This window comes from Aliamphritea ceti, assembly GCF_024347215.1.
Classification (GTDB): domain Bacteria; phylum Pseudomonadota; class Gammaproteobacteria; order Pseudomonadales; family Balneatricaceae; genus Amphritea; species Amphritea ceti.
The window spans coordinates 2,095,608-2,108,914 of the sequence record NZ_AP025282.1; the positions used below are offsets into that span (position 1 = coordinate 2,095,608).

At 46.5% G+C, this 13,307-nt stretch carries 13 protein-coding genes; 8 read left to right on the forward strand and 5 right to left on the reverse strand.

What is annotated here, in order from left to right; genetic code table 11:
- Window positions 1-10: 10 nt before the first annotated feature.
- A complete protein-coding gene (locus tag OCU49_RS09605) occupies window positions 11-1,522 on the reverse strand; it encodes a PAS domain-containing sensor histidine kinase (RefSeq protein WP_261844763.1) in 1,512 nt (503 codons plus the stop codon).
- 212 nt (window positions 1,523-1,734) lie between these two features.
- Between OCU49_RS09605 and OCU49_RS09610 the strand changes: the two genes are divergently transcribed.
- Window positions 1,735-3,363: an acyl-CoA synthetase gene (locus OCU49_RS09610; RefSeq protein ID WP_261844764.1), complete on the forward strand. Its 1,629-nt coding sequence runs from the start codon at window positions 1,735-1,737 to the stop codon at window positions 3,361-3,363.
- A 149-nt stretch (window positions 3,364-3,512) separates the two neighbouring features.
- Window positions 3,513-3,977, forward strand: coding sequence for a DUF302 domain-containing protein (locus OCU49_RS09615; RefSeq protein WP_261844765.1), 465 nt, complete (start codon window positions 3,513-3,515; stop codon window positions 3,975-3,977).
- A 75-nt stretch (window positions 3,978-4,052) separates the two neighbouring features.
- Here the strand turns inward: OCU49_RS09615 and OCU49_RS09620 are convergent, their stop codons facing one another.
- Window positions 4,053-5,495 carry a M48 family metalloprotease gene (locus OCU49_RS09620; RefSeq protein ID WP_261844766.1) on the reverse strand — a complete coding sequence of 481 codons (1,443 nt, stop codon included), beginning with the start codon at window positions 5,493-5,495 and terminating at the stop codon, window positions 4,053-4,055.
- A 208-nt stretch (window positions 5,496-5,703) separates the two neighbouring features.
- Between OCU49_RS09620 and OCU49_RS09625 the strand changes: the two genes are divergently transcribed.
- Together OCU49_RS09625 and OCU49_RS09630 are read left to right on the forward strand one after the other, a co-directional pair.
- On the forward strand, window positions 5,704-5,940 hold the full coding sequence (locus OCU49_RS09625; protein ID WP_261844767.1) for a sulfurtransferase TusA family protein: 237 nt from the start codon (window positions 5,704-5,706) through the stop codon (window positions 5,938-5,940).
- A gap of 20 nt (window positions 5,941-5,960) precedes the next feature.
- Entirely contained in the window at window positions 5,961-7,034 is a 1,074-nt protein-coding gene (locus tag OCU49_RS09630) for an AI-2E family transporter (protein WP_261844768.1), read from the forward strand.
- A gap of 88 nt (window positions 7,035-7,122) precedes the next feature.
- Here OCU49_RS09630 and OCU49_RS09635 read toward each other — a convergent pair whose 3' ends face one another.
- Window positions 7,123-8,049, reverse strand: coding sequence for a DMT family transporter (locus OCU49_RS09635; protein WP_261844769.1), 927 nt, complete (start codon window positions 8,047-8,049; stop codon window positions 7,123-7,125).
- Window positions 8,050-8,196: 147 nt separating this feature from the next.
- Between OCU49_RS09635 and OCU49_RS09640 the strand changes: the two genes are divergently transcribed.
- Complete coding sequence (locus OCU49_RS09640; protein WP_261844770.1) at window positions 8,197-9,114, forward strand: LysR family transcriptional regulator; 918 nt, start codon at window positions 8,197-8,199, stop codon at window positions 9,112-9,114.
- Here OCU49_RS09640 and OCU49_RS09645 read toward each other — a convergent pair.
- A complete protein-coding gene (locus tag OCU49_RS09645; protein ID WP_261844771.1) occupies window positions 9,111-9,578 on the reverse strand; it encodes a peroxiredoxin in 468 nt (155 codons plus the stop codon). The two genes, OCU49_RS09640 and OCU49_RS09645, sit on opposite strands and share 4 nt — an antisense overlap.
- A gap of 544 nt (window positions 9,579-10,122) precedes the next feature.
- Here OCU49_RS09645 and bamC point away from each other — a divergent pair.
- From bamC to OCU49_RS09660, 3 genes are all read left to right on the forward strand, one after another.
- Window positions 10,123-11,505: an NlpB/DapX family lipoprotein gene (gene bamC, locus OCU49_RS09650; protein WP_261844772.1), complete on the forward strand. Its 1,383-nt coding sequence runs from the start codon at window positions 10,123-10,125 to the stop codon at window positions 11,503-11,505.
- Window positions 11,506-11,581: 76 nt separating this feature from the next.
- A complete protein-coding gene (locus tag OCU49_RS09655) occupies window positions 11,582-12,532 on the forward strand; it encodes a 2-hydroxyacid dehydrogenase (RefSeq protein ID WP_261844773.1) in 951 nt (316 codons plus the stop codon).
- Between the two features lie 13 nt (window positions 12,533-12,545).
- Window positions 12,546-12,902, forward strand: a complete 357-nt coding sequence (locus tag OCU49_RS09660) for a thiol-disulfide oxidoreductase DCC family protein (RefSeq protein WP_261844774.1) — start codon at window positions 12,546-12,548, stop codon at window positions 12,900-12,902.
- Window positions 12,903-12,905: 3 nt separating this feature from the next.
- Here the strand turns inward: OCU49_RS09660 and OCU49_RS09665 are convergent, their stop codons facing one another.
- A complete protein-coding gene (locus tag OCU49_RS09665) occupies window positions 12,906-13,301 on the reverse strand; it encodes a YacL family protein (RefSeq protein WP_261844775.1) in 396 nt (131 codons plus the stop codon).
- Window positions 13,302-13,307: the final 6 nt, after the last annotated feature.

Sequence of the window (13,307 nt, forward strand, 5' to 3'; positions counted from 1 at the left end):
ACACTTGCCTTCAGATGTTTGCCGGTAATTTAATGTAAAACCGGGTGCCGGTTTTACCATCACTCTCTGCCCAAAGCTGTCCGCCGTGGGTTTCTATAATTGTTCTCGATATCGACAGGCCCATGCCAAGGCCAGTGGATTTTGAAGTAAAAAATGGTTCAAAAAGCTTGCCCAGTATTTCTTTGGAAATGCCTTTCGCTTCATCCGATACCGATATATAGATACATTCGTTTTGCTTACGGGTGGCGATAATAACGGGTCGATGGTTTTTTTGACAGCCGTTATAGGCTTCTATGGCATTTCTGAACAGGTTCAACAGTACCTGTTCGATCTGTACTTTATCGGCCAGAATCTGAAGATCTTCGTCTTCCAGCTGAAACTCAAAGACTGTGCCGTGATCAATTGCTTCCTGTTTGAGGAATTCTGCAATCTCATGACAGCTATCGTTGAGTGCGAATGTCATGCGCTGATATTCAGTTTTCTTCACAAAGCTGCGCATACGTTTGACGATTTCAGCGGCACGCTTTGCCTGGCGGGTAATCAGCTCCATGGATTTACCCACTTCAGCCACACTTTTGAAACGACCTTCTTCGATCCGGCGCATTGAGCCGCGGCAATAGTTGAGAATGGCGGCCAGTGGCTGATTGATTTCATGGGCCAGCCCCGAAGCCATTTCACCGACGGATAGCAACCGGGAAATATGTGCCATTTCCAGCTGATGGCGTTTCATTTCTTCTTCTGCTTTACGGCGCAGGGTGATGTCGCGGCCAATGATGGAGTAATACTCCACCGACATATCGTCGTTAAGATTCCGGTGTGCAATAACCTCTCTGATTTCGGCATTTCGTGGCCGGTCGTTTGGCAGTTTTAATGGAATGCTGCCATACCATGTACCGTGTTCTGCTGCGTGGCAGAGAGCGTCATGCAACAGGCTGCTGTATACCTGAGGTTCAAATAGCTGCTCAAGATAAAATACAACCGGGTTCTCTTTTTCAGTACCAAAAGTGATGTAGCTGGCTTCATTCATGTAGGTCAGCTGTCGGGTATTGTGATTGCAGAACATAATCATGTCTGAGGAGGCTTCAACGACCCGGGCCAGACGTCTTGTTGCCTGTTGGGCCAGCGTCTGTTCAGTTACATCCCGGGAAACACAGATGATTTCAATTGGTTTGCCGTCTTCATCACGCAAAGTGCGGCTGGTGGTTTCCAGCCAGATGTAATGCCCCTGTTTATGCTTGTAACGGTAAACATTGGTGTACATGCCGCTGCGGTAACGGACAGAAGCGGAGCGTTTAATCAGGTTGTCAGCATCTTCCGGATGGAATAAATCATAGCCACGGGTACCGGTCATCTCTTCGACTGTATACCCCAACATGCGTTCAACAGCGGGGCTGACATCCAGAAAGGTCCAGTCCTGGCTGGGTGAATGCCGGGATATCATGTCAGTAGACTGCTCTACCAGAAAACGAAAGCGTTCGGCTTCGTCAATGTCTTCCAGATGTCTTAGTTTGTTGTCGGTCATAAATAGCGGGTCATGGCTTTTTAAATAATGGTTGCTCTGATCCTAGGATAAACCCTGATAAGAAAGCAATTTTTAATGCCTCAGTAGAATGTATGACTTTAGGATAGTATCTCGAATAAGTGATTACCCTTAATATCGTCAGATGGTCTATTTAAAGAAAATTTATGTAAGAAACAGTCTGCGCGCCGCGTATTCAGATAAGGGAGATCAGTATGCAAACCCGGAATAGCCCCTATAGTTTTGGTCTTGAAAAAAATGCTGCCAATTTTACCGCGCTCAGTCCGCTTGGTTTTATTCAGCGGGCGGCCAGTGTGTTTCCTGATTATCCGGCGGTTGTGCATCAGGATGTTCGTCGCAGCTGGTTGCAGACTTACCAGCGTTGCTGTCGGTTGGCGGGAGCTTTACAGGGAAGAGGCATAGGTAAAGGGGATACGGTAGCAGTGATGGCGCCGAATATTCCTGAAATGTTTGAAGTACATTTTGCGGTACCTATGTCCGGCGCTGTGCTTAATGCACTTAATATCCGGCTGGATGCTGAAGCACTGGCTTTTATCCTGCAACACGCAGAAGCGAAAGTGGTGATTGTTGACAGAGAGTTCTCAGAGGTTATTGGCCGGGCTCTGAACATGCTGGAACAGCGCCCTCTGGTGATTGATATTGATGATCCGTATTACCAAGGCGGCCGCCTGATTGGCGAATGCGATTATGACGCTTTATTGGCTGAGGGCAGCGAAGATTATTGCTGGCAAATGCCTGATGATGAGTGGGACGCTATCAGTCTGAATTACACATCAGGTACTACGGGTAACCCTAAAGGGGTGGTTTATCACCATCGGGGGGCCTACCTGAATGCGATGAGTAATATCGTGTCCTGGAATATGGGATCTCATCCAGTATATTTATGGACACTGCCTATGTTCCATTGTAATGGTTGGTGTTTTCCGTGGTCGATAGCCGCCGCTGCAGGGGTGAATGTATGTTTGCGACAGGTACGTGATGCAGATATTTACACGGCTATCAAAGATGAAAAGGTTAATCATTTTTGTGGCGCGCCGATTGTCCTGAATATGCTGAATAATGCACCAGACGAGTTGAAAGCAGATATAGAACATCGGGTGAATGTGATGACTGCCGGTGCGGCGCCACCTGCGGCAGTTATTCAGAATATGGAGGCAATGGGGTTTAATGTTACCCATGTGTATGGTCTCACAGAAACGTATGGACCTTCAGTCGTGTGCGAATGGCATGAGGCCTGGGATGAGCTGGGGGCGGATGAGGTTTCTCGTCTGAAAGCCCGGCAGGGCGTGCGAGCGCCAATGCTTGACGGTTTGATGGTCGCTAATCCGGATACGCTGGAGCGGGTGCCGCAGGATGGCCAGGCAATGGGTGAGATTTTCATGCGCGGTAATCTGGTCATGAAAGGCTATCTGAAGAATCCTTCGACAACGGCTGCCAGTTTTGCCGGTGGCTGGTTCCACTCAGGTGATCTGGCGGTTTGGCATGAAGATGGCTACATCGAAATTAAGGACCGTTCTAAAGACATTATTATTTCTGGCGGTGAGAATATCTCCAGTATTGAAGTTGAAGATGTGTTGTATCGTCATCCTCAGGTGATGGAAGCAGCGGTGGTTGCTAAAACGGATCTTAAATGGGGAGAGGTGCCTTGTGCGTTTATTACGCTTAAAGCCTCTGCAAGCGTAAGTGAGGCAGATATTATCGCTTTTTGTCGGGATAACATGGCGCATTTTAAGGTGCCTAAATGTGTCATATTTGGACCTTTGCCAAAAACCTCTACCGGGAAAGTACAGAAGTTTGTTTTGCGTGATAAGGCTAATCTGTAGAGCCTGTCTTAAATGTTAATTTTTTAGATAAGCCATTAAGGACAGCCTTTAATCGGACTTAATTATTAACTGAGGGATTTTCTGCCAGAAGTTGCGGTCATAGTAATGCCAGGTGAATCGCATCTCTTACTCAGAAATAAAGGATTATCATGAACAAGTTTCCTCAGTTTGCAGCTGTCGTCGGCAGTATTTTGCTGACGACTTTTACGCTTAATGTTCACGCCGAAGACGGTTTGGTTCGGTTAAAAAGTGTTTCGTCTGTTGCCGATACTGCAGATAAACTTGAAACAGTTTTGCGTGCTAAAGGTATGACAGTTTTTTCCCGTATTAACCATAGCAAAGGTGCTGAAAGTGTTGGCTTGACGTTAACGCCGACAGAAGTAGTGATTTTTGGTAATCCAAAAATAGGCACGCTGCTAATGAATTGCAGTCCTCAGGTTGCTATCGATTTACCACAAAAAGCCTTAATACAACAGGATAAGAATGGTCAGGTCTGGCTAAGCTATAACGATCCTCAGTATTTGGCTGGCCGACATAATATGCAGGGCTGTGAAGAGCCATTAAAGAAGGTGTCTGGTGCGTTAAATAAGTTTGCACAGAAAGCCACTCAGTAAAGAGTTCGTACGAATGATAAAGGCGCCTGGTGGCGCCTTTTTTTGTGTGGGCAGTTTGGATGTAGAGCTGCAATGCTAAAGGGATTTGATTTGCTCACGAACTTGTTCTGCGTATTGCTTGCGCAAGTTCAGATTAGTAATTTCATGCTCGTTCAGCTGAGTATTCTTCAGCGCGATATCGATTTGTTGCATTGCCCGGTCAACCTGGCCGATAGCCAGAAAGTATTCAATACGAGCGTTGTGGACACCCTGGGTGTCGCCAGCCAGGCCATAGAGTTCTGCCAGTTCATACCAGAGCATACTGTTTTGCGGCTGTGACTCAGTCAGGATTTCATAAAAGCGGACTGCTTTGGGGTATTCTCCGGCTGACATCAGGGCGCGGGCGTAGAATAAGCGTACGGGGTAGCTGTCCGGGTATAGCTGGTAAAGGCTGTCGAGTTTGTCCAGAGCTGCAGAGTAATCTTTCTTAGCTAACAGTAATTCAACGTAACCGATATTAACGGCAAGTTGGTTCTGATATTCGCTCGGTAATTGATTGTAAGCTTGTAGCGCCTTTTTGAATTGCAGATTACGGGTTGCAGCGAGCATGATGCCATACTGGCTTAACGGATCCTGGCTTTGATTCTCATATTCTTTTATCAGGTCTGCTGGCTGCTTAGCATAGCTAACCCTGATACGTGTCTGAATCAGGCCAAACTCAGGAGTAAAGGCGCGGTGTTTAGTCGTTGTTAGTTGTTTTGCCCTGTTTTTCGCATCAGCAATACGTGATTCAGTTACCGGGTGAGTCAGCAAAAATTCGGGAGGCCGTTGACCAAGGAAGCGGCTGGAACGCTGCAGCTGACCAAACATTTGGTGCATCGCGTTAGGGTCATATCCGGACGCAACCAGATTAAGCATTCCGATACGGTCTGCTTCTTGCTCATTTCGACGGCTAAAATTAAGACTCAGTTGCTGGCCAGCGGCAATACTGGTTGATAAACCTGCAACACCGGCCTGGCCTCCAGTCGCGGCGCCGGCAATGATGCTTGCCAGTACTCCAGCGAGTATCAGTGGCTGATTAATACGGGATTGTTCAAGTTGCTGGGCATAGTGTCGTTGTGACAGATGAGCTAATTCGTGTGCGACGACTGAAGCCAGTTGCTGTTCGTCTTCAGCTGCGAGAACCAGTCCAGCATTAATACCAACAATGCCGCCGGGAACGGCAAAGGCATTCAGCGTTGGGTTGTCGAGAACAATCAGTTCCAGGCGACGGTCATTCAGTTGGCTGGTTGCAGCAAGACCCCATAGGGTATCCGACAGATAGTTATAAACCACAGGGTCATGGTATTCGCGAGTGCTGCCACGAAGTAGCCTTGCCCAGGTGCGTCCCAGCTGATATTCCTGCTGCAATGAAATAATAGACGACGTAGTGTCACCAATCGTGGGTAATTGGTTACTGGTTTGAGCGCTCAGTGGCAGTAAAAAAAATGCTGCAGTACTGACGGTGAGGAGGCCGCGTTGAAAAATCTTTTTCATCATCACAACTTTTAACCCTTATTGCCGCAGTGTTTGATAGATGAATTATATCTGTCAGACAGTTTCAGGCAGTACATAGAAAATAACTTTGGTGTCATAGGTTATTGAGGCTTTTTATTATATATTGCTTAACCTGTTATTAGCATTATGGTTTTCGCTGGCATTATGGAATCAATCGTCCGGATGTTGGCAAGCGTTTTCTGAGAGTATTATGAAGCCTGATTCATTTGATCAACATCTTGATGCCCGTGGTTTGAATTGTCCCTTACCTTTACTCAAAGCTAAACAGGCACTGCACAGTCTGGCAGCAGGTCAGGTACTGCGGGTTATAGCGACTGATGCAGGCTCAGTAAGAGATTTTAAAGCCTATACAGATCAATCCGACCATGAATTGCTTGAAGCGTTCACTGAGGATGATGAATATATTTACGTGATTCGCCGCGGTTAACGGCTGAGGAGCATCCGGGTTTGAAGAAGATATTTTCGAAGTGGATTGAAAGTTACTTTTCTAATGAAGAGGTAATGTTGTTGCTGGTGCTGCTGGTAGCATCGTTTGGCATCATTATTTATCTGGGACATGCACTGGCACCTGTGTTTACCAGTATTATCCTCGCATTCCTGATGCAGGGGGTAATTGTCTGGTTGAAAGAGAAAAAGGTTCCGCATCTTATCTCAGTAGTGTCAGTATTCCTGGTGTTTGTCGGAGTGCTTTTGTCGGTCATTCTGTTTATTTTGCCACTGGCATGGAAGCAGTCGGTGAACCTGTTTAATGAGCTCCCCCGAATGGTCAGTGAGGCACAGGCTGTACTGTTACTGTTGCCGCAGCAATACCCGGAGATCTTTTCTGAGCAGCAGATTACCCAGATCATTGATATTGCAACCACAGAGCTGAGTAAGGCCGGGCAGTGGGTGGTAACTTTCTCGCTGAATTCTATTACCGGTTTAATTGCTTTGCTTATTTATCTGGTACTGGTGCCTATCCTGGTGTTCTTCTTTTTGAAAGATGGTGGTGGGTTAGCCCGTTGGTGGGTGTCTTTTCTGCCGGAAAAGAAGGAAATGCTGACTAATGTCTGGCATGAAATGGATGATCAGATTGCCAATTATGTACGCGGTAAAGTAATTGAAATCGTGATTGTTGGCTCGGTGACCTATATCGCATTCGTATTTCTTGGAATTAACTATGCTGCGCTGTTGGCAATCATGGTGGGTTTATCAGTATTGATTCCATACATTGGCGCAGCGTTGGTAACATTGCCGGTTGCGCTGATTGGTTTTGTTCAGTGGGGCTGGACCAATGAGTTTTGGTACCTGATGATTGCTTACGGCATTATTCAGGCGCTCGATGGTAACGTTCTTGTGCCTTTGCTGTTCTCAGAAGCTGTTAATTTACATCCGGTATCAATCATTGTTGCAGTGTTGGTATTTGGTACGGTGTGGGGCTTTTGGGGTGTGTTCTTTGCGATTCCGTTGGCAACCCTTATTAAAGCTATTCTGAATGCCTGGCCGAAAACCCATGCAATGGGGGCGGGGACGCTTGAGTAGGCCGTAAGTCGATAAGAGTAAGCAGGTTACATTCAAAAAGCCGCATAAACCCAGAGTTTATGCGGCTTTTTTGTGTCTGATGTTTAGTTTAAACCGGCGTCGGCAGTTCTTTGCGGGTACGGATCATCAGCGCAATGCATATTAGTAGCATGGCTGTGACTTCAGGTTGACCGAGTGTTTGCTGCATAAACCAGGTGCCAGTGAGCATCGCGATGATCAGTTCACTGGCGCCAATAATAGCTACCTGCTCCGGAGCTGTCCTGCTGACGCCAAACAGAAACATAAATTGTGGAATGGCTGCGGCGAGTATTGATATGCCCAGCAGGCCATACAGGCCATTAATACTTTGAGGTAGTAGCTGGTCCGGAGGTGATAACAGCATCATAGGTACAAGAACAAATAAATGGCCAGTTGAACTCCAGGCTATACGTTTAGTGGCGGGCATTTGTTGTGTGGGTTTTGCCAGGTATTGAATGTGAATAGCAAATACCAGAGGAGCAATCGTGCAGATCAGCAAAGACGTGAGTGGGACGCCATTTAGTGTGTCTGGAGTAGCGACCAGTGACACTGCAATTAGTATCAGCATCGCGGCGAGCGATGCGTTACGGCAAGGTTTACGTTTGCGCCATAACCAGCCGATAGTCACGCAAAATACCGGATAGGTGTAATAAATCAGAATGGCCAGGCTAACCGGAACGTTCTGTAATGCATCGAAATAACAATATGCTCCAATACCATTAAGCATACCAAGCAATAGCATTCGGCATGCTTCTGGCCATAGTGCACGGGCAAGAGGTAAGAATCCAATGCATATCAGACCAGGTATAGCGAAGCGGTAAAAGGTTGTAGTGAGCGTATCAAAACCTTCCTGTGCCAGCAGCTGAACAAAGAGCGGGTTCAGACCAAAGCCGCAGGCTGATGCGAAAATCATCACTGGTCCGGCTAGTTGAGAGAGATTGTTATTCTGAAGGCTGCCTGCCAGTTTGATTCGAGTGTTGGGTAATGAGCTTTGCATGATGTAACTGTGTCCTTGAATACGCACGCGAGCTGATTTGTTGATGACTGCATCCTAGATGCAAACAGATGAATTAAATATTGAAAAATTCGGTAAATCGATTAATTTAATGCATGTGTTTTTGGTTGTATGTGAAGGAAGTTAATTATGATGCGGCTGGATATGCGCCACTGGGAAATGCTGTATCAGGTTTGTCAGTGCGGTACGTTGCGACAAGCTGCTCAAGTGATGGCAATTAGTCAGTCCGCACTAAGTCATCGTCTGGCAGAAGCAGAAAGGCGTTTAGGAGGTCCTGTTTTTGAGCGTCAGGGGCGCCTTCTGAAGTTGACTCCGGCAGGTGAAATATTGATACAGCAGATGCAGCAGGTATTGCCTGTGTTACAGCGTGCTGAGCAGGACTTTATTCAGCGTCAGCAAAACGATGGCGTAACATTACGTATCGGTGTAGCTGCGTATAACTGTTATCACTGGTTGGCTGAGTTTATGGCAGTGTTAAGGCAGCAGGCTCCGGGCATTGAAATCGAGCTGATAGCAGCCGCGACCCACAGGCCTTTACAAAGCTTGCTTGAAAGTGAAGTGGATATGGTGCTGGCACCTGGTCATATGGCGACTCCAGGTGTTGAAGCGATCGCTTTGTTTGAAGATTATCTGGAATTAATCGTGCCGGTAGGTCATGCGCTGGCAAGCAAAATCAGTATTGAGCCGAAGCATTTGCAGGCAGAGAATTATCTTACTTATAGCCGTACAACTCAGCCAGGTTTTGAATACGAAAGGTTTATTCGTCCGGCGGGTGTTGTGCCTGCCAGGGTAAGTGTTGTTGAGGTGACCGATGCTATCGTTGAGTTAATAGCCGCGGGTTTTGGAGTGAGTATTTTATCTCGCTGGGCTGTTTCTGAGGCACTTGTCCGGGGGAAAGTAGTTGCGGTTACTCCGGGAGAGGGGTTGTCCCTGCAGTGGTCTGCCTTGGTGAGGCGAAATGAGAAAGCCAGTTCTGCCGTGCGTCAACTGGCCGGTGTGCTGCAAACCTGGTTTCAGGCTAACGGCACACCGGTGAGTATTGGTTAAAGTGTTTTAACCGCTTCAAGCACTTCGTCGACGTGACCGGCTACTTTTAGCTTGCGCCATTCATTGCGCAGTACACCGTCAGCGTCAATTAAAAAGGTACTGCGCTCAATGCCAAGGTGTTCCTTGCCATACATTTTTTTCAGTTTGATTACGTCAAACAGTTTGCACAAGTCTTCTTCTTTATCGCTGATCAGTTCGAATGGAAAGGACTGCTTTGCTTTAAAGTTTTCATGCGCCCGCATGCCGTCACGGGAAACACCAAAAATTTCGGTATTTGCAGCCTGAAAATCGGCGTATAGGTCACGGAAGTTCTGGCCTTCGGTTGTACATCCCGGAGTGCTATCTTTTGGGTAGAAATAAATAACTACATTTTTGCCTTTAAGATCACTCAGGCTGACGGTGGTTTCGCTGGTGGCTTGAGCGGTGAAATTGGCTACGGCTTCGCCGATTACTGGCAGGCTCATGGTTAGCTCCTTGGTGTTTATCTTAATGGCTTATATTCGTCACATGGGTCGGCCATGTTTATTCAGGCGGTTAACAGGGTGATTATGCTGCCGACCGGAAAATGGCTATACATTCAAACAGAGTATTCTTACGAAGAAAATCCCTGAGTGGATTTTTTAACAGGCTAATTCTCTTTTAAATGCATCGACATGCAGTCAAGGGGGAAAGCATTAGGTGTTGTTATTTACAAAGCAATATATGCACAAAAACCTCTGAACTATTAAGGCTTTAAATACACAAAGGTTAGTCTGTTATGACTTTTTGTTATTTTACCGGCCTGAAGCGTTGAGTGATCTTCTCAGGCCAAGTAGTATTAGGCACTTTCATTTACTTCTGTAGCTGTAGTTGTGGTTGGTGAGTGTGCCAGCAACCGAATAATGCCGGGCGAGAGTATGAACAATCGTAATGGTTTTTGGTTGAATAATCCGGTAATCGCACCTGCAGAGGTAAAGGGCGTCTTGAACGATGTATGTGGTTGCCTTTAATTTTAGAACGGAATTAAACATGCGAAATATTGTGTTGCTGCCATTAGCGGCAGCTGTACTGACTTTGACTGGATGTGGCACATCTAATCCTATTTATGGCGAGAACGGTCTGATTAAGGATCGCAGCCAGGACTATGAACAATCGCAGACCAGTCAGCGGCTGGAAATTCCACCAAGTCTGCGTGACGACACAATTCAGATGAGTGATCGTCTGGAGGTACCAACCGTCGGACAGACATCCGTCGCCCGTAATCAAGAGTTTAGTGTTCCGCGCCCAGAGTTTTTCTATGCAGAAACCGGTGGTGAAAATGTTGCGCTGAAGCGTGAAGGTCTGGATAAAGTGCTCATTGTTGACGAGCCAATCGCTGATGTATGGAATCAAGTGCAAAGCTACTGGGATAATCGCGGTGTTAAGCTCAGCGAATCTTCCGCTCAATCAGGTGTGATGGAGACTGAGTGGGTAGACACTGCCGGTAAAGATTATGGCTTTATTGATGGTTTAGTTAATACAGTTACCTTTAGAGATGTTGAAGGTGATGTTAGCGATAAAATTCGGATTAGTTTACGTCCGGTGGAGAATGATTATCAAAGAACAGAAATAGTGATGGATCATAGCCGCGTCTCAAAGGACGCTCGCCCTTCAGTGGTTGATTGGGAGGAGAGTGAGGATAGCGCATATAAAGCTAATCAGATGTTTGAAATGTTGCGTTACCTGAGTCGTCCGGCAAACAAACCAACTACGCAGCGTGAGCTGGCGAAAGAACAAAACCGTATTAAACGCCCTCAATTAGGCCGCGATGCAAATGGTTTCCCTGCGCTGAAGGTTTCAGGAACGGTTGACCAGGCTTGGGCTGAAGTTAATAAAGCGTTAAATAAGGCAGGTCTTGATATTGGCACCCGTGATCAGCAGCTGGGTGTTATTTATATGACTTTTGCAAGCACTACTCCGTTAGAGGACGGCCCTGCAATGGGGTTCTTTGAGTGGCTGCATTCTGATCGTGAAGAAATTAAACTGAGCACTTCTGATTTGTCTGATGTACTGGGCTTGGGCGGTGAAAGCAGCGATGATCAAGTTAAATATTCTTCAGTAGCAGAGGGTGTTCAGCCGGGAAGTCGTAAAGGTGAAGAAAAGCCGTGGACCGATCCGACAGACCTCTCGAAGCGTAACGGATATAAGATATGGTTAGGTAGCCGGGTTATTTATGTATTCGGTGATGAAGAAGGTGTAATAAATGAGAATACTGGTGAATATGAGCATGTAGGCCGTTATCAGTTGCAGCTTCGACGTACAAATGACGGAGCTTTCCTAGTTGTTAAAACTGATGAAGATGTACCTGCCCCTAAAACTATTTCTGAAGAAATTCTCTGGGAAGTGAAGGATAATCTGAATCAGGCTGGTTAGTCGATTAGTTTAGCGATGAATAATTAAAGGGGCTTGTTAGCCCCTTTTTTGTGTTTAAAGTTTATGGAAACTTGAAATGAAAGCCGTATTTCTTGATCTTGCCACTCTGGATTTTGATGATCTGTTACTGAATAGCCTGCAACAGAGTTGTGATTTTTTTAGTGCCTTTTCTGCGACTGAACCTGAGCAGGTCGCTGAGCGAATTATCGATGCAGAAATTGTTATCTTGAACAAAGTGGTACTCAATGCTGAGTTACTGACACGGGCAACAAAACTGAAGTTAGTGTGTATAGCTGCAACGGGCACGAATAATGTTGACCTTGAAGCAGCGCGAGCACTGGGTATTACGGTTACTAACTGTCAGGCTTATGGAACGAATTCAGTTGCGCAGCATGTGTTGGCCATGATGTTGGCGCTGCATACCAATTTAATTGCCTATGACCGGGCTGTTAAACGAGGTGACTGGGGGCGCTCTGAGCAGTTTTGTTTGCTGGACTATCCTGTTGCAGAGCTGGCAGGAAAAACCTTGGGTTTAGTCGGTTTTGGGGCGCTTGGTCAGGGAGTTGCCAGTTTGGCGGAGGCTTTTGGAATGCAGGTTATAGTGTCTCGGCGTCAAGGTGCTTCGGAGCCAGGTTGTTTGTCATTGGATGAAGTGCTCAGGCAAGCAGATGTGCTGAGTTTGCATTGCCCTTTAACCGATGAAACGAAAGATCTGATAGATGCATCAGCGCTGGCTAAAATGAAAGCTGGTAGCTTTTTGATAAATACTGCCCGGGGCGGCATTGTGAATGAAAACGCTCTGGCTGAAGCGCTTAAATCTGGTCATTTGGCAGGAGCTGCGACTGATGTGCTGAGTGTTGAGCCGCCCAGAGATGGTAATGTCTTGCTAGATGAGGATATTCCCAGTCTGATTATAACGCCCCACAGTGCCTGGGGTAGCTTACAGGCTCGTCAGCGGATAGTGGATCAGTTAGCAGAAAATATTGGTGCTTTCAGGTCGGCAGAGGTGTTACGGGTCGTTAACTAAGCGGAGCGTTGGAATGGCGAATATTACAGTTTTTTATGATGGTAGTTGTCCGCGCTGTGTTAAAGATCGTGAGAGGTACGAAAACCTTGATCCTGCTTATGAAGGTGTTGAGTGGTTTGATATCACAGGGCAGGATGATTACCTTAAATCTTTAGGCATTGATCCATATCGGGCATTAACCGAATTACATGTTTTAAATGAGAATGGTCAGGTGTTACAGGAATTGGATGCATATATTCTGCTTCTGGGACGAATACCTCGCTATCGCTGGATTGGTTGGTTGCTGGGATTGCCTGTATTGAAGCAGTTTCTATCGGCACTCTATCGTTGGTCTGTTAAGCGGCGACTTCGACGTGCAGGGCGACTGTAATGATTAATATCTGTGGCTGTTTTCAGCAACAAACATCTGCCAGTCTTCTAAGGCTTCAATGAAGTCTTCCAGGCCGCAGTGACTGCTGGCTTCTTCATCATAGAAATCGAAGTTTTCTTCCAGGCTTTCAGCTTCAAATCCGTATTCATCGCTGAGGCATTGGTGGCTAATTTGCGCGCTACCGTCTTCAAGTGTTAGCTGATATTCGTCTGATGTGTGTTGCCAGCTTAGTTTGGTTCTGTCCAGAACAGTTTTTGCCTGGGTCAGTATCAGCGAAATTTCATCCAATTTCAGGGATTGGTTAAGGGCTTCATTAAGCCAGCGACCGAAGGCTTCATGAGGCATTGAAAAAGATGCCTGGCAGCCCATGAGGTCATCCTGATTAAATTGATAATCCACAAGAGT